This is a genomic window from Mesorhizobium sp. M1182 (genome assembly GCF_040318335.1).
Taxonomy (GTDB): domain Bacteria; phylum Pseudomonadota; class Alphaproteobacteria; order Rhizobiales; family Rhizobiaceae; genus Mesorhizobium.
In genome coordinates, this window is sequence record NZ_JAMYMD010000002.1 from 376,790 (window position 1) to 391,764 (window position 14,975).

Here is a 14,975-nt window from a genome sequence, read left to right on the forward strand (position 1 = left end):
GCTTTTGCTTGTCAAGGCGAGGAGCGGTAAAACTCGCCTGCCGACGCGTTTTCAGGCAGAAAATTGAAGAAAAAGCTGTTGGACTACGCCGGAAATCCCGTTCGAACCGGAATTTCGCATTTAGAGTGTAAATCCCTCGCCGAGATAAAGCCGCCGCACGTCGGCATTTGCGACCACTTCGTCGGCTCGACCATGGGTCAGCACCTGGCCGGCATGGATGATGTAGGCGCGGTCGATCAGGCCAAGTGTCTCGCGGACATTGTGGTCGGTGATCAGAACGCCGATGCCACGTGCCGTCAAGTGGCGCACGAGTTGCTGGATGTCGGCGACGGCGATCGGATCGATGCCGGCGAAAGGTTCGTCGAGCAGCATATAGGCGGGGCGGGTTGCCAAGGCGCGGGCAATTTCGAGGCGTCGCCGCTCACCGCCGGAGAGCGACAGCGACGGAGCCTTGCGCAGATGGCTGATGTGAAACTCCTCGAGCAATTCGTCGAGCAGGCGCTCACGCTCCTTGCGGCTCTTTTCGACGACCTCGAGCACGGCCCGGATGTTTTGCTCGACATTCAGGCCGCGAAAAATCGACGCTTCCTGCGGCAGATAGCCGATGCCGAGACGGGCGCGGCGATACATCGGCATCGACGTGACGTCGAAACCGTCGATTTCGATCGTGCCTTCATCGACCGGCACCAGGCCGGTTACCATGTAGAAACAGGTCGTCTTGCCGGCGCCGTTGGGGCCGAGCAGCCCAACCGCCTCGCCGGCGCGTACGCCCAGCGTCACGCCGCTGACGACTTTGCGGCCCTTGTAGCTTTTGGTCAGCCCCTTGGCGATCAAGGTTCCCTTGAACTTTGCCGCTTCGACGGTGACCCTGGCCGGTGCCGCAAGTTTGCTGGCGGCGCGCCCTGGAAGACGCGCCAGCAGCGACGATATGCCGGTCATCAGGGTTTCGCTGCTCCAGACTTCGCCGGCGGCGTGATCGACATCATGACGCGGCCGCCGCAAGCGTCGACCTGGGCAAGGCCGCTCTTCATCTGCACGGTAAGCTTGCAGCCGACAAGCACGTTATCGCCTTGCGAGAGCACGACCTTGCTGCCCGAAAGCACCAGCACTTCGGTCTTCATGTCGAAGGTGCCGCGGTCGCCGGTGGCAACCTGATTGTCCGATTTGATGTAGACCTTATCGTCGACCTCGAGATGGTCGATGTTGGCGGATCCGGTCATCGCCGCGGCACCCGCGGGCTGGGCGCCTTTAGCGGCGCCTGCATCCCTGACGTAATAGACCGTCATTTTGCCGGCCTTGAGCACGGTTGGACCCTGGACGACGTTGACGTTGCCGGTGAAGACGGCGACGCTTTCCGCCTGGCGCACCTCGAGCTTGTCGCTTTCGATCTGGATAGGCTTGTCGCCCGACAGCCTGAGGCCGGACATTTGGCTGGTGGCACTGGATTGCGCCAGCGACGGCGCCGTCCCGAAGGTCAGCCCCAAGGGCAACCCGAGCGTCAACGCCGAAATCGCGGCGAGGCGCCGTGCCGAACTACTGAACCGCATTGGTCTCTCCGCTCTTTGCCTCTGCCGCCTTCAAACTGGCGGGATCGATGTCGACGCGCACCTTGTTCTCGAAAACCAGGACCTTGCCATTGTCCTGGACCGACATCGAATCCGCCCTGATCCGCGACCCGCCGCGGCTGACATCGACGGGCTCGCTTGTCTTCATAGTGCCTTCGCCCATGTCGAGATAGACTGATTTGAATTTTGCCACCACACCATCCGTGGTCGACACGGTCACATCGCTGGTCAGGCTGAGCGTGTTGCCGTCGCGATCATAGGTGCCGTGCGTGGCATCGATGGCGGCCGTGTTGTCGGTCGCAATCGGCAGCTTGGCCTTGATGCCCTCCAGATCGATGATGCCTTGTTTGCTGACATCCTGTATGGCGCGCAGGGCTGTCATCGAATAGGGCAGGTTCTGTTTGGTGAAGCCGTTGAGCTTGGGGTTCGCCATCACCAGCTTGCCATCGGCAAAGGCGCCGCCGTCGGCCTGCACCTCGATTGCAGCGGGAGCCATGAGATAGGAATAGACGGGAAACGCGACCGCAATCACGGCAGCGACCAGCGGCACGGCCAGCTTGAGGACACGGACCCGGCGCGAATGACGCTGCGCAACGTCAAACGCGTCGACCCGCGCCCGGCCTGCGGCCTTGGGAGCCAACTCCGTCTCGGTGTTGGTCGGTTCGATTGGTCCCGCTAACATGACTGCTTCTTCTAAACCCCTGCCCGCCAAGCCGCCCTATAGGTGGGGTGCCGGCGCCCTCAAGCAAGCACAAGCCGAGGAAAACCGCAAAAATGTGACAGCCGCCCCTGTACAATGAAAATGGCCCCAGCGCAGCCTGTACCTCATACCAGATATGGGCGCACAGTGTTAGAGCCTGTGGAACGTGACAGGTTGAGGCTTGCCGCGAATGCCTAACGGCCTTTGGCGCAAGGCCGTCAGGAAACGGTAGCCGGGCGCGAATGGTTGCTTTAAAAGCATCTGCTCCCACCGACTACGAGGCTGACCATGGTATTGAGAGCCGACGACCTGATCGACCGCCGCCGCTTGCGCCGCAAGCTGACATTCTGGCGTGTTGCGGCGATTATCGTCGCAGCAGCCGGACTGATCGCCTTCTCGGCATGGATCTATGGTGACGACTTCACCGGCGCGGCTGTCGACCACATCGCCAAGGTCAAGATCGAAGGTACCATCACCGAAGACGAAGAACTGATCAAGCGGCTGGAGGCAATCCGTCAGTCGCCGCGCGTCAAGGCTGTGATCCTGTCGATCGATTCACCCGGCGGCACCACCGTCGGTGGCGAATCGATCTATGAGGCAGTGCGCAAGCTTGCCGCCGAAAAGCCGGTGGTGGCCGAGGTCGGCACGCTCGCGGCTTCGGCGGGCTATATGATCGCCACCGCGGCCGACCATATTGTCGCACGCAAATCCTCGATCGTCGGCTCGATCGGCGTGCTGATTCAGTACCCGGACGTCAGCGGCCTCATGGACAAGCTCGGCGTCAAGCTGGAGGAGGTGAAATCCTCGCCCTTGAAGGCCTCGCCTTCTCCCTTCAAGCCGACCAATGACGATGAGCGCGCCATGGTCCGCAAGCTCATCCTCGACAGCTACGACTGGTTCGTCGGCATCGTCGCCGAGCGCCGCAACATGACCAAGCCGGAGGTGCTGGCGCTCGCAGACGGGTCGATCTTCACCGGCCGGCAGGCGGTCACCAACAGATTGATCGACGCGGTCGGCGGCGAGGCCGAAGCAATCGACTGGCTTGCAGGCAAGGGTGTCGATGCCAAGCTCAAGGTGGTGGAATGGAAGGACACGGAAAAACGCGGCGGTTTCCTGTTCTCCAAAGCGATGGCGCAGACCGTCGGTGCTGCGCTTGGCCTGGCCGGCCATGACGGCGACGTCCTTCACGAAATTGGAGCGGACCGCTTGTTTCTTGACGGTCTCGTTTCCGTCTGGCACCCTTGAGGAACCGCTTGGGACGAGTGAAAAACCAAATAAAATCATTCTGATAATTTCGGCGGCACTGCTTTTACGGGGAGCCTTTTCATGATCAAATCCGAACTTGTGCAGATCATCGCCACGCGTAATCCGCATCTTTTCCTGCGCGACGTCGAAAACATTGTCAGCGCCATCTTCGATGAAATCACCGACGCGCTTGCCGAGGGCAACCGGGTCGAGTTGCGCGGCTTCGGCGCGTTTTCGGTGAAAAATCGCCCTGCCCGCACCGGCCGCAACCCGCGCACTGGCGAATCCGTAGAGGTCGAGGAGAAATGGGTACCGTTCTTCAAGACCGGCAAGGAATTGCGTGAAAGGCTGAACGGAGGCAAATAGGCGCGGCGCCCGCCGTCCCGCTCCGACAGCAGTGCCTACGGAAAAACATGTTCAATCGCTTAATCCTCATCGTGGTCTTCGTGCCGCTGGCCATCATCCTGATCGCGCTGGCCGTTGCCAACCGCGAACCGGTCGCCTTCACGCTCGACCCGTTCAATCCGGGCAACCCGGCGCTGACGCTGACCTTGCCGCTGTTCATATTCCTGTTCCTTGCCCTTGCCATCGGCATGATCGTCGGCAGCCTGGCGACCTGGATCAAGCAAGGGCGCTATCGCAAGCTGGCGCGCCAGCGCGGTGCCGAGGCCGAGAATCTGCGCCAGGCGGTAAGCCGCGCGCCTGCCGCGCCTCGGGGCCAGGCTTTGCCGAAGGCGACAAACTGAAGCGTCGCTGACATATCTTTCGCGGAGCCTTTCATGCTGACCATTTCGGCCGCCGAGGTCGACAGCGCGCTGACCTTTCCCGGACTGATCGAGACGCTGCGCGCCGCCTTTCGCGATGGCGCCATACAGCCGGTCAGGCACCATCATACGATAGAGCGGCCCGACGGCGCCGCTTCAACGCTGCTTTTGATGCCGGCCTGGACCGACTTCAACGCGGCTGGCACCTCCGCCGGCGGTCACATCGGCATCAAGATCGTCACCGTGTCGCCCGACAACAACGCTGTCGGAAAACCCGCGGTGATGGGCCTTTACCTCTTGCTCGACGGCGCCACCGGCGAGCCGCAGGCCATGATCGACGGCCAGCGGCTGACGCAGTGGCGCACGGCCTGCGCCTCGGCGCTGGCCGCCTCCTACCTGGCCCGCGAGGACGCCTCGCGGCTGCTCGTGGTAGGCGCCGGCGCGCTGTCGCCGTTCCTAGCGAAGGCGCATTCGGCTGTGCGGCCGATCACCAGCATCCGCATCTGGAACCGCACGCCGGCCAATGCCGAAAAGGTCGCTGCAAGATTGCGTGCGGAAGGTTTTGCGGCCGAAGCCGCAGGCGATCTCGACGCCGAACTCGGCCAGGCCGACATCATTTCCTCGGCGACAATCACCACCGAGCCGCTGGTCAAGGGCGCCTTGTTGCGACCCGGAACGCATGTCGACCTCGTCGGCGGCTTCACTCCGGCGATGCGCGAAAGCGACGACGACACGGTTGCGCGGGCCCGCGTCTATGTCGACACCCGCGCCGGCGCCACCAAGGAAGCCGGTGACATCGTCCAGCCGCTGGCCTCCGGCGTGTTGAAGCCGGAAGCCATCGTCGCCGACCTTTATGAACTCACGCGCGGCCAGAAAAAAGGCCGGCAGAACGACGACGAGATCACGCTGTTCAAGTCGGTCGGCGCAGCCCTCGAGGACCTCGCCGCCGGCATTGGCGTGTATCGCGCAAGCGTAGGGCAGTAGGGCAGTAGGGCAGTAGGGCAGTAGGGCAGTAGGGCAGTAGGGCAGTAGGGCAGTAGGAAACCGCACTGATCGTGCGGCGCCGCGCCAGCTATATTTCCTGTCACGTACTCCCCTACTGCCCTACTGCCTTACTCCCTTTGCCAATAAACCCGCAGCCGATGATTGTCGGGATCGAGCGCGACGAAGGTCCGGCCGAAATCCATGTCGGTCGGGCTCTGCAGGATTTTCAGACCCCGTCCGGCCCAATCGGTGTAGGTGGCATCGACCGCCTCCGGCGTGTCCAGCGCAAAGACGATCTCGGCGCCACCGCCTGCTGCCGCGGCGGCCGGTTCCACGGTGTGACGCGACCAGAGGCCGAGCTTGAAGCCGTTGTCGAGCACGAACAGCACGAAGGTCGGCGAGGTCTCGACCGGCTGCCGCCCAAGCAGCGCGCTATAGAAGGCGCCGCTTTGCTCAGGCTTGTCGACATAGAGGATGACGAAATTGGGCGGTGTCATGAATTGCTCTCCAGATCGTTTCGACTGGAGGAGCATACCGTACGCCACTGCCAGATTCTGGCAGCAGTCTCAACTGAGCAGCAGCCTTAGCTTGGCGTGTCGAGCGTCGCCCGCCATTCTTTGAGCAGCACCTGACGGCGGCGCGGATAGCGCATCTCGGTGGCATTGAGGCCGGATATCCGGTCGGCGCGAAAGTGCCTGAAATCCTGGCGCATCTCGCACCAGGCCGCGACGACGCGCACCTTGTCGAAGAAGCCGAGTGCGAACGGCCAGACGGTGCGCTCGGAGGCAGCGCCGCCGGCGTCGCGATAGACAAAGCTCAGCTTACGCTCCTCGCGGATGGCCTGCCGCACCACGCCGAGATCGATGCCTTCGGTGACCTCGGTGCGCGACCCGACCAGCAGCGTCGAGGCGTCGAGCTCTTCGCGCAAATCGTTCGGCAGCACCGCCGCGATCTTGGCCAGCGCGTCGGTGGCGGCGTTCGCAAGCCGCCAGTCCGGCTGCTTGGCCACCCAGCGCGAACCGAGCACGATCGCCTCGATCTCCTCATCGGTGAACATCAAGGGCGGCAGCATGAAACCGGGCCTGAGCACGTAACCCAACCCCGCCTCACCCTCGATCGGCGCGCCCTGCCCCTGCAGCGTGGCGATATCGCGATAGAGCGTGCGGATCGACACACCCATTTCGCCCGCAAGGCTGCGGCCGCTGACTGGCCGGCGATGCCGGCGCAGGATCTGGATCAGGTCGAGCAGGCGTTCAGCACGGGACATGAATCATGACCTGGTTTCAATCACGATAGAGCCCCAGCGCTTTCGGCGGCAAGCGACATGGGTGGCGGACGGGAACGTCTGCGTCCTGACGCCGTTGTCTGGCCACTATGGATATGCGCGGGTTCCTGTTGTTCTGGTCGGTTTTGACCGCCATCGTCGCTGCGCTCAGCCTCGGACCATCCTTCGCCCATGTGCTGGAATCGGTGCCGCGGCTGACCAGTTGGCCGCCTTCGCTCTGGCGTGAAACCACTGTCTTCAACGCTCAGTTCCAATTCTTCGCGATTGTCGGCGCACCGCTGGACGTGGCCGCGATCGCCTGTCCGGGGCTTCTCGCCTGGATGCTGCGCAGCGACCGCCCGGCATTCTGGTGGATTTTGGCCGCCACCGTGCTTTATCTGATGGCCCTCGTGGCGTGGTTTACCCTGGTCAAACCGGCAAACGATGTCCTGGCCACCTGGGTGCCTGGACCGATCCCGGACAATTTCGAAAGTATCCGGAGCAGTTGGGAAACCGGCCATATGGTCGTCACCGGCTTCAAGGCCGTTGGTTTCATAGCGCTCGCAGTCGGCCTGCTGGCGATCAGGCGCGGCTGCACACGTCGGCAGCCCTTTTGTTGCGCCGGTCAATGTGCTGTGGCAGAAGCGGCGAGCCGCCGTCCGGAGATGCGCCTTCTTGAAACCTTTTCGCGACAAACGCCGCGACAGCCGCCCGCCCCCGAAGGGCGGGGCGGAGCAGCCGCGGCGGCGCTACGCCGGCCTGACCGCCGGTTCGGAGCCTAAACTGCAGGACCGGTCCGAGCCGAAAGCCGCGCCGCGCCCTCTATCCCGTCGCGATGGCGTGCTGCCTGCCGAACATCTGCCGCTGATCCTCGAGGTCGGCCCCAATCAGGACTACGCGTTGCTCGACAGCGGCGCCGGAGAAAAACTCGAGCAATACGGCCCCTACCGCATCGTTCGGCCGGAGGGCCAGGCGATCTGGCAAAAGGCTTTGCCGGCCAGGGACTGGGAGCGCGCCGACGCCATTTTCACCGGCGATACCGACGAGGAAGGCATCGGCCGCTGGCGCTTCCCCAAGACGCCGCTCGGCGAAACCTGGCCGATGAAGCATGACGGCATAGATTATCTCGGCCGCTTCACTTCGTTTCGCCATGTCGGCGTCTTTCCCGAGCAGGCCTCGCACTGGGACCACATGGCCGGACTGATCGCGGCGGCAAAACGGCCGGTGAAGGTGTTGAACCTGTTCGGTTACACCGGCCTTGCCTCCTTGGTGGCGGCGCGTGCCGGCGCCGAGGTCACCCACGTCGATGCTTCCAAGAAGGCGATCGGCTGGGCGCGCGAAAACCAGGAAATGGCGGGCTTGTCGCAAAAGCCGATCCGCTGGATCGTCGACGATGCCGTGAAATTCGCCGAGCGCGAGGAGCGCCGCGGCAGCCGCTACGACATCATCCTGTTCGACCCGCCCGCCTATGGCCGCGGACCGAAGGGCGAGGTCTGGCAGCTGTTCGAGGACCTGCCGGCGCTGACCGATATCTGCCGCGCGATCCTGACGCCGAAGCCGCTCGCCGTGGTACTGACCGCCTATTCGATCCGCGCCTCTTTTTTCGCCATCCATGCCCTGATGCGCGACACCTTCGCCGGCATGGGCGGCACGGTCGAGTCGGGTGAATTGATCATCCGCGAGAAGTCTGCCGGTCGGGCGCTTTCGACCTCGCTGTTCTCACGCTGGGTGGCCTGAATGAGTGCGTACGAACGGCACGCGGGCGCGCCAGGGCAGGTGAAGGAAGTCACCAGCCTCGCCAACCCGCTGGTCAAGGACATCAAGGCGCTCGCGCTGAAGAAATTCCGTGACCAGCAGAATGCCTTCATGGCCGAAGGCCTGAAGCTGGTCATCGACGCGCTCGATCTCGGCTGGTCGATCAGGACATTGGTCTTCGCCAAGGCCGGACGTGGCAATACGGCGGTTGAAAAGATCGCGGCGCGCACGGTCGCCGCCGGCGGCACCGTCCTTGAAGTTTCGGAAAAAGTGCTCGTCGCCATCACCCGCCGCGACAATCCGCAGATGGTCGTCGGCGTGTTCTCGCAGAAATTCCTGCCGTTGAAGGACATCCGCGCCCGTGACGGCGACGTCTGGGTGGCGCTCGACCGCGTCCGCGACCCCGGCAATCTCGGCACCGTCATCCGCACGGTCGACGCTGTCGGGGCCAGGGGCGTCATCTTGGTCGGCGAGACCACCGATCCCTTTTCGGTCGAAACGGTGCGCGCCACCATGGGCTCGATTTTCGCCGTGCCGGTCGCCAAGGCGTCGCCCGAAGCTTTTCTCGCCTGGCGAACGAGCTTTCCCGGCCTCGTCGCCGGCACCCATCTGAAAGGTGCGGTCGACTACCGCTCGGTCGATTTTTCAAAAGGCCCGGTGCTTTTGATGATGGGTAACGAGCAGCAAGGTCTGCCTGACGAGCTTGCCGCAAGCTGCGACAAACTGCTGCGGATACCGCAGGCCGGCCGCGCCGATTCGCTCAACCTTGCGGTGGCCACCGGCGTCATGCTGTTCGAGATCCGGCGCGGCGCGCTGAAGCTCGGCCCGGAGGACGCCAGATCGTGACATCTCAAACCGTGAAACTGCAAACCATGAAGTCCTGGAGGCCGTATGCTCTTCTGGTCGTCGCCGCGATAGCGCTCGACCAGTGGGTGAAATACCTAGTCGAAACCGGTCTTGCCTTTCAGGAACGGCTCGACCTTCTTCCGTTCCTGGCGCTGTACCGCACCTACAACACCGGCATCGCGTTCTCGCTGTTTTCGTCCTTCGGCGACACCGGCCTGGTGGTCGTCGCGGTTCTGGTGGTCGCTTTCGTGCTCTATCTTGCGGCCCGCACGCCGCCCGGCCACCTGCTTGCCCGCATCGGCTTCGCACTGATCGTCGGCGGCGCGCTCGGCAACCTGATTGATCGCGCAATCTACGGTCATGTCATCGACTATGTCCTGTTCCATACGCCGGTCTGGTCCTTCGCGATCTTCAACCTCGCCGACGCCTTCATTTCGGTTGGTGCGGTGCTGGTCGTCTTCGACGAACTCATTGGCTGGCGGCGCGGAGCGTCGAGCGATTGACCTCACTCGCCTGGCGCCGCACATTCTGATCTGCAAGCCCGAGGAGAAAAAATGCCCGAAACCTTCAAAGCCATCCTCGTTTCGCGCGACGCCGAGAAAAACCAGTCGGTCGCGGTGACCGAGCTTACCGAGGCAGACCTGATGGAGGGCGACGTCACCGTCGCGGTCGAAGCGACGACGGTGAACTACAAGGACGGTCTTGCAATTACCGGCAAGGCGCCGGTGATCCGCCGCTGGCCGCTGGTGCCGGGCATCGATTTCGCCGGCACCGTCATCTCGTCTTCCAATCCTGGCTGGCGCAAGGGTGACAAGGTCATATTGAACGGCTGGGGCGTCGGCGAGACGCATTTCGGCGCCTTTGCAGGGCGCGCCCGCGTCAAGGGCGACTGGCTGGTGCCGTTGCCGGACGGCATGAGCCCGCATGATGCGATGGCAGTCGGCACCGCCGGCTACACCGCCATGCTTTGCGTCATCGCGCTGGAGCGCCACGGCATCGTGCCCGATCGCGGCCCGGTGGTGGTGACCGGCGCTGCCGGTGGCGTCGGCTCGGTCGCGGTCTCGATCCTGTCCAGCCTCGGCTATCATGTCATCGCCTCGACCGGCCGCGCTGCCGAAAGCCCCTATCTGATCGACCTCGGCGCCGCGGAAGTGATTTCACGCGACGAGCTCACCCAGCCGGCAAAACCGCTCGCCAAGGAACGCTGGGCCGGCGGCGTCGATGCGGTCGGCAGTCACACGCTGGCCAACGTTCTGTCGATGACCTCCTATGGCGGCGCCGTCGCCGCTTGCGGCCTCGCCGGCGGCATGGACCTGCCGGCAAGCGTCGCCCCCTTCATCCTGCGCGGCGTCTCGCTGCTCGGCATCGATTCGGTGATGGCGCCGAAGGCGGTCCGACTCGAGGCCTGGCGCCGCATCAGTGCCGATCTCGACCACGCAAAGCTTGCCAGCCTGTCGACGAGCATCGGCTTCGACGGCATCATCGGCGCCGCACATGACATCGTCGAGGGCAAGATCCGCGGCCGCGTGGTGGTGGATATGTGAACCCCCAAGGGATAAAAAAGAGAGCGACCGCTAAAATTCGAGCGATCAACCACAAGCTTCGATAAGCTCTGTCTGGCAGGAGTTCCGTATGATTGCGGAACCCGGCATCAGAGAGGCGGAACCAGCCGAACGGGCCGACGGGACGGCCCCCGCGGCGCCAGGACGGCAGCTTGTCGCCGCGCCACCGCTGGCGCCGGAACTGCCGGCCTCCAACCGCGAAGGCCTGCCCTTCCTGACGCTCGTCGCCATCGTCGTGCTGGCAGCCTTTTCGCATCTGACCGGGACGCCGATCTTCATCACCATCGGCCTTTTGGCGACAGCCATCGCCGGGCTCGCCATGCATCTGCGCAACAGGCGCACCGAGCGCCGCGCGGTGGCCCTGCTCGATGCCACGACCGCCCGCAGCCGCGCCGAAATAGAGACGCTGGCCGACCGCATGTGGGAGATGCAGGAGAGCGAGGAGCGCTTTCGCGGGCTGATCGATGCACTCGGCGATCTCGTCGTCCATCGTGACCGCGACGGCCACATTGTCTACGCCAACAAGGTTTTCGCCGACCTTGTCGAAACCGACCAGCGCGACCTTGCCGGCAAGACCCTGGCCGAACTAGGCATCGATGTCGGCATCGTCCCCGACGCCGCGTTTTCCGACCATGAATGCCTGAGTTCCACCGACGTCGCCATTCGCACGCCGGACGGCCCACGCTGGTTCTCTTGGATCGAGCTGTCGGTGCGCGACAAGGACAGCGGCGCCGTTTCGCATCGCGCCATCGCCCGCGACATCACCGCTCGCAAGCGCGCCGAATCCTCGCTGATCACCGCCCGCGAGCGGGCCGAATATGCGAGCCAGGCCAAATCGCGCTTCCTCGCCACCGTCAGCCACGAGATCCGCACGCCGATGAACGGCATCATGGGCATGGCCCGGCTTCTCGCCGACACCAGCCTTTCGCCCGAGCAGCGGACCTATGTCGGCGCCATCTCGACCTCGGCCAGCGCGCTGCTGGCGCTGATCGAGGACCTGCTCGACTACTCCAAGATCGAGGCCGGCCGCTTCGATCCCGAACCGCAGCCGATGTCGGTGCGCGAGATCGCCGACAATGTCATCGAGCTTTTGGCGGCGCGGGCTTTTGCCAAGGATATCGGCCTCGGCTGTCATGTCGAACCCGACGTGCCGCAGCTGATCACCGCCGACCCCGGCAGGGTCAGGCAGGTGCTGCTCAATCTCATCGGCAACGCCGTCAAGTTCACCGACAGCGGCGGCGTCCTGGCAAGCATCGCCCGCGTCCGCACCGAAACCACCGACCGCATCCGCTTCACCATCACCGACACCGGCCCCGGTCTACGCGAGGAGGACATGGAGCGCATATTCGAGGACTTCGAACAGGCTGACGGCACCTCGACCCGTGCGCATGGCGGTGCCGGCCTCGGTCTCGCCATTTCCAAGCGCCTGGTGACCGCCATGGGCGGCACTATCTCTGTGTCAAGCCGGCTTGGCCAGGGGTCCGAATTCGTCTTCGAGATTCCCGCTATTTCCGCCGTCGAGGCGCCGCAGATCCGCCAGGACGCGCTGTCGGGCCGGCATGCCGTGATCGTGTCGAAGAACCTGGTCGAGGCCGAAGCCCTCGCCCGCACCATTCGCGCCAATGGCGGCACGGTCGATCTGGCCACCGCCGCCGCCCAGGCCACCCCTTTCGCCGAGAGCTGCGACGTGCTGCTGATCGATGCTGCCATGGAGCAAAGCGACGGCAGGCTGCTCAGGCGCCTGCGCCAGAGCGGATTTGCCGATTGCGAGGCAGTGACGCTGATTGCACCGACCGACCGTGGCATGCTTGGCGAGTTCCGTGCCAATGGTTACGCCACCTTCCTTGCGAGGCCGGTGCGCGGCGAGACATTGCTGCGCGTGCTTTTGACCAGCCACGCGCCGGTCATCGCCGAGCCGCAACTGCAAAGGCGCGGCGCGCAGGCGGGGCACGCCATTGGCGCCCGCCAGCAGGGCCTGTCGGTGCTGATCGCCGAGGACAACGACATCAACGCCATGCTGGCCCGCGCCACGCTGCTGAAGGCCGGGCATCGCGTGAAAGTGGTCGGCAACGGCAAGGCCGCCGTCGAGGCGGTCATCAGCACCGGCCACAAGCACCGTTACGACGTGGTGCTGATGGACTTGCATATGCCTGTCATGGACGGCCTGGACGCCATCGCCGCCATCCGCCGCCATGAGGAGGAGACCGCGGTGCCGCCAGTGCCGATCATGGTGCTGTCGGCCGACAGCCAGGAAAAGACCCGCCACGCCGTGCTCGCTCACGGTGCCAGCGGCTTCGTCACCAAGCCGCTCGACCCCGATGCCCTGGTTCATGCGGTCGAAGGGCAAGCGGCCGCCTGAGGCACAACATAGACGGTTGATAGATTGCCCAGCCGACGAAGTATTGCCCGCAGAGCCGTATCACGGTACTGTCACAATCCTGTTGCACCTACACCGTATCCCCGTGCCAAGAGGGATGGCTCGAAGGAGAATCACTCGTGCATACAGTCATGCCGGAATGTGATGCTCGGCCGAACGCCAGCGGGCCTTTGCTCGTCGGCCGGAACGCCGATGCCGTCATAAAAGGCGCATCGCTCGGCCGCATCGGCAATCTCGAAGTGCGGCTCGCCCGCAACGAGGCCGAGATCGCTGCCGCGCAGGAAGTGCGCTACCGGGTGTTCTACGACGAGCTTGGTGCCAGGAAGGACCTGTTCCAGATGCAGGACCGCCGCGATGCCGATCGCTTCGATCCCCTCTGCGATCATCTGCTGGTCTTCGATACTTCGCTTTCCGGCCCCGAGCATCGCCGCATCGTCGGCACCTACCGCCTGCTGCGGCAGGAGATTGCCGCGGCCGCCGGCGGCTTCTATTCCGAAGGTGAATTCGAGCTGACCAAGCTCATCGCGCGGCATCCCGGCCAGCGCTTCCTCGAGCTCGGCCGCTCCTGCGTTCTGCCGGAATACCGCTCGAAGCGCACCATCGAGGCGCTGTGGCAAGGCATATGGGCCTACATCAACCATTACGGCATCGGCGTGATGACCGGCTGCGCGTCGTTCCACGGCACCGTGCCTGCGGCACATGCCGAGGCGCTGACCTATCTTGCCCACCACTGCCGGACGAATTCATCCTGGGACGTGCGCGCCGTCGCCGGGCGCTATTGTTCCATGGATCTGATGCCGATCGAGGCCGTCAACACCAAGGCGGCGATCGCGGCGATGCCGCCGCTGGTCAAGGGCTATCTGCGCGTCGGCGCGCGCATTGGCGACGGTTGTGTCATCGACCGTGAATTCTCGACGGTCGACGTGTTCGTGGTGATGCCGGTCAAGGAGATCGGTGCCCGCTACGTCAATTATTATGGTGGAGAAGCGCAGCGGTTTGCGGCCTGAATAGGGCAGTAGGGGAGTAGGCGGAGAGAAGGCAAGGGCCCGAGTAGGCAATTGCTCTACTTTACCCGACGTAGCGCTATTCCCTACTCCCGTACTGCCCTATTCCCCTACTCCCCTAACTTACGCATCTTTCTCAGCCTGCTCGTTGACCGGCCCCGGCTCCACCGGCGCTTCGCTTGCGACATGCTTGGGGCCGCCCTTGGCGACGCCGACCATGGCCGGCCGCAGCACACGCTCGCCGATCGAATAGCCGGGCTGCACGACCTGCACGACCGTGTTGGCCGGTACGTCGGGATTGGGCACCTCGAACATCGCCTGGTGGAAATTCGGATCGAATTTCTCGCCCTCGGGCTCAAGCTTCTTCACGCCGTGGCGTTCCAGCGCCGACAGCATGGCGCGCTCGGTGATCTCGACGCCGTCGATCAGCGCCTTGAAGCCGGCATCGCCCGACGCCTTGGCCTCCTCCGGGATGGCATCCAGCGCACGGCGCAGATTGTCTGACACCGAAAGCATGTCGCGGGCAAAATTGGCAACCGCATAGGCGCGCGCATCGTGGACGTCCCGCGCGGTACGGCGGCGCAAATTCTCCATGTCGGCCGCGACGCGCAGCGCGCGATCCTTCAGCTCTTCGTTTTCCTTCAGAAGCCGCACAAGCGCCTCATAGTCGCCGTCGACGCCACCTTCCCTTGGCTCCGCGGCAGCCTCGGTCTTCTCGGCTTCATCGGGCGCGCGTTCGTCTTTTGCCTGGTCGCTCATCGCCGTTTCCCGTCATTTTCGAATGGTGTGGATTTGCGCCCGATATCGAGGTTTAGCGGCCAAAAATCAAGGGGCAAGCGATACTGCAGCCGCTGTCGCTGCTTGATGGCGGACGGCGCAGACCTTTCGATTTTAATTCAAACTTTACCG

Annotated in this window: 17 protein-coding genes; 11 read left to right on the forward strand and 6 right to left on the reverse strand. The window is 63.9% G+C overall.

Annotated elements, in window-relative coordinates; genetic code table 11:
* Positions 1 to 120: 120 nt before the first annotated feature.
* Genes lptB through lptC form a run of 3 tightly spaced genes read right to left on the reverse strand, consistent with a single transcriptional unit; the run spans position 121 to position 2,247 of the window.
* Entirely contained in the window at positions 121 to 939 is an 819-nt protein-coding gene (gene lptB, locus NKH33_RS04375; RefSeq protein ID WP_292664962.1) for an LPS export ABC transporter ATP-binding protein, read from the reverse strand.
* Positions 939 to 1,547: an LptA/OstA family protein gene (locus tag NKH33_RS04380; RefSeq protein ID WP_292664963.1), complete on the reverse strand. Its 609-nt coding sequence runs from the start codon at positions 1,545 to 1,547 to the stop codon at positions 939 to 941. The genes lptB and NKH33_RS04380 overlap by 1 nt, the downstream gene beginning before the upstream one ends.
* Entirely contained in the window at positions 1,534 to 2,247 is a 714-nt protein-coding gene (gene lptC / locus NKH33_RS04385) for an LPS export ABC transporter periplasmic protein LptC (RefSeq protein ID WP_352502649.1), read from the reverse strand. The genes NKH33_RS04380 and lptC overlap by 14 nt, the downstream gene beginning before the upstream one ends.
* A 306-nt stretch (positions 2,248 to 2,553) precedes the next feature.
* Between lptC and sppA the strand changes: the two genes are divergently transcribed.
* The 4 genes from sppA to lhpI all read left to right on the forward strand — a co-directional run bounded on the left by sppA (position 2,554) and on the right by lhpI (position 5,258).
* Positions 2,554 to 3,510: a signal peptide peptidase SppA gene (gene sppA, locus NKH33_RS04390; RefSeq protein WP_352502648.1), complete on the forward strand. Its 957-nt coding sequence runs from the start codon at positions 2,554 to 2,556 to the stop codon at positions 3,508 to 3,510.
* Between the two features lie 81 nt (positions 3,511 to 3,591).
* Positions 3,592 to 3,876 carry an integration host factor subunit beta gene (locus NKH33_RS04395; RefSeq protein ID WP_023675261.1) on the forward strand — a complete coding sequence of 95 codons (285 nt, stop codon included), beginning with the start codon at positions 3,592 to 3,594 and terminating at the stop codon, positions 3,874 to 3,876.
* Between the two features lie 47 nt (positions 3,877 to 3,923).
* The gene (locus tag NKH33_RS04400; protein ID WP_352767039.1) at positions 3,924 to 4,256 is read left to right on the forward strand and encodes a DUF1049 domain-containing protein; all 333 of its coding nucleotides are present in this window, start codon (positions 3,924 to 3,926) and stop codon (positions 4,254 to 4,256) included.
* A gap of 33 nt (positions 4,257 to 4,289) precedes the next feature.
* Entirely contained in the window at positions 4,290 to 5,258 is a 969-nt protein-coding gene (lhpI, locus tag NKH33_RS04405) for a bifunctional Delta(1)-pyrroline-2-carboxylate/Delta(1)-piperideine-2-carboxylate reductase (protein ID WP_352767037.1), read from the forward strand.
* Positions 5,259 to 5,386: 128 nt separating this feature from the next.
* Here the strand turns inward: lhpI and NKH33_RS04410 are convergent, their stop codons facing one another.
* On the reverse strand, positions 5,387 to 5,755 hold the full coding sequence (locus NKH33_RS04410) for a VOC family protein (RefSeq protein ID WP_352469426.1): 369 nt from the start codon (positions 5,753 to 5,755) through the stop codon (positions 5,387 to 5,389).
* An 86-nt stretch (positions 5,756 to 5,841) separates the two neighbouring features.
* On the reverse strand, positions 5,842 to 6,525 hold the full coding sequence (locus NKH33_RS04415; RefSeq protein ID WP_352684488.1) for a helix-turn-helix transcriptional regulator: 684 nt from the start codon (positions 6,523 to 6,525) through the stop codon (positions 5,842 to 5,844).
* Between the two features lie 143 nt (positions 6,526 to 6,668).
* On the opposite strand from NKH33_RS04415, the gene NKH33_RS04420 reads away from it, so the two are divergent.
* The 7 genes from NKH33_RS04420 to olsB all read left to right on the forward strand — a co-directional run bounded on the left by NKH33_RS04420 (position 6,669) and on the right by olsB (position 14,069).
* Positions 6,669 to 7,304 carry an anthrone oxygenase family protein gene (locus NKH33_RS04420; protein WP_352918310.1) on the forward strand — a complete coding sequence of 212 codons (636 nt, stop codon included), beginning with the start codon at positions 6,669 to 6,671 and terminating at the stop codon, positions 7,302 to 7,304.
* On the forward strand, positions 7,198 to 8,259 hold the full coding sequence (locus NKH33_RS04425; RefSeq protein ID WP_352613052.1) for an RsmD family RNA methyltransferase: 1,062 nt from the start codon (positions 7,198 to 7,200) through the stop codon (positions 8,257 to 8,259). Before NKH33_RS04420 ends, NKH33_RS04425 begins: the two co-directional genes overlap by 107 nt.
* Entirely contained in the window at positions 8,260 to 9,123 is an 864-nt protein-coding gene (locus NKH33_RS04430; protein ID WP_023675255.1) for a TrmH family RNA methyltransferase, read from the forward strand.
* Positions 9,124 to 9,149: 26 nt separating this feature from the next.
* A complete protein-coding gene (gene lspA / locus NKH33_RS04435; RefSeq protein ID WP_352454178.1) occupies positions 9,150 to 9,626 on the forward strand; it encodes a signal peptidase II in 477 nt (158 codons plus the stop codon).
* A gap of 51 nt (positions 9,627 to 9,677) precedes the next feature.
* A complete protein-coding gene (gene acuI / locus NKH33_RS04440; protein ID WP_352918312.1) occupies positions 9,678 to 10,667 on the forward strand; it encodes an acrylyl-CoA reductase (NADPH) in 990 nt (329 codons plus the stop codon).
* Positions 10,668 to 10,755: 88 nt separating this feature from the next.
* Complete coding sequence (locus NKH33_RS04445; RefSeq protein ID WP_352918314.1) at positions 10,756 to 13,044, forward strand: PAS domain-containing hybrid sensor histidine kinase/response regulator; 2,289 nt, start codon at positions 10,756 to 10,758, stop codon at positions 13,042 to 13,044.
* Between the two features lie 149 nt (positions 13,045 to 13,193).
* Entirely contained in the window at positions 13,194 to 14,069 is an 876-nt protein-coding gene (olsB, locus tag NKH33_RS04450; protein ID WP_023675251.1) for a l-ornithine N(alpha)-acyltransferase, read from the forward strand.
* Between the two features lie 120 nt (positions 14,070 to 14,189).
* Here olsB and grpE read toward each other — a convergent pair whose 3' ends face one another.
* Positions 14,190 to 14,825 carry a nucleotide exchange factor GrpE gene (gene grpE, locus NKH33_RS04455; protein ID WP_023675250.1) on the reverse strand — a complete coding sequence of 212 codons (636 nt, stop codon included), beginning with the start codon at positions 14,823 to 14,825 and terminating at the stop codon, positions 14,190 to 14,192.
* Positions 14,826 to 14,975 lie beyond the last annotated feature (150 nt).

Excerpts from the sequence above, each read along its gene's own strand:
- NKH33_RS04430 (WP_023675255.1), top strand. The coding sequence starts at position 8,260 with ATGAGTGCGTACGAACGGCACGCGGGCGCGCCAGGGCAGGTGAAGGAA.
- olsB (WP_023675251.1), top strand. The coding sequence starts at position 13,194 with ATGCCGGAATGTGATGCTCGGCCGAACGCCAGCGGGCCTTTGCTCGTC.
- NKH33_RS04395 (WP_023675261.1), top strand. The coding sequence starts at position 3,592 with ATGATCAAATCCGAACTTGTGCAGATCATCGCCACGCGTAATCCGCAT.
- lhpI (WP_352767037.1), top strand. The coding sequence starts at position 4,290 with ATGCTGACCATTTCGGCCGCCGAGGTCGACAGCGCGCTGACCTTTCCC.
- acuI (WP_352918312.1), top strand. The coding sequence starts at position 9,678 with ATGCCCGAAACCTTCAAAGCCATCCTCGTTTCGCGCGACGCCGAGAAA.
- sppA (WP_352502648.1), top strand. The coding sequence starts at position 2,554 with ATGGTATTGAGAGCCGACGACCTGATCGACCGCCGCCGCTTGCGCCGC.
- lptB (WP_292664962.1), bottom strand. The coding sequence starts at position 939 with ATGACCGGCATATCGTCGCTGCTGGCGCGTCTTCCAGGGCGCGCCGCC.
- NKH33_RS04415 (WP_352684488.1), bottom strand. The coding sequence starts at position 6,525 with ATGTCCCGTGCTGAACGCCTGCTCGACCTGATCCAGATCCTGCGCCGG.
- NKH33_RS04400 (WP_352767039.1), top strand. The coding sequence starts at position 3,924 with ATGTTCAATCGCTTAATCCTCATCGTGGTCTTCGTGCCGCTGGCCATC.
- NKH33_RS04380 (WP_292664963.1), bottom strand. The coding sequence starts at position 1,547 with ATGCGGTTCAGTAGTTCGGCACGGCGCCTCGCCGCGATTTCGGCGTTG.
- lspA (WP_352454178.1), top strand. The coding sequence starts at position 9,150 with ATGAAGTCCTGGAGGCCGTATGCTCTTCTGGTCGTCGCCGCGATAGCG.
- NKH33_RS04410 (WP_352469426.1), bottom strand. The coding sequence starts at position 5,755 with ATGACACCGCCCAATTTCGTCATCCTCTATGTCGACAAGCCTGAGCAA.
- grpE (WP_023675250.1), bottom strand. The coding sequence starts at position 14,825 with ATGAGCGACCAGGCAAAAGACGAACGCGCGCCCGATGAAGCCGAGAAG.
- NKH33_RS04445 (WP_352918314.1), top strand. The coding sequence starts at position 10,756 with ATGATTGCGGAACCCGGCATCAGAGAGGCGGAACCAGCCGAACGGGCC.
- lptC (WP_352502649.1), bottom strand. The coding sequence starts at position 2,247 with ATGTTAGCGGGACCAATCGAACCGACCAACACCGAGACGGAGTTGGCT.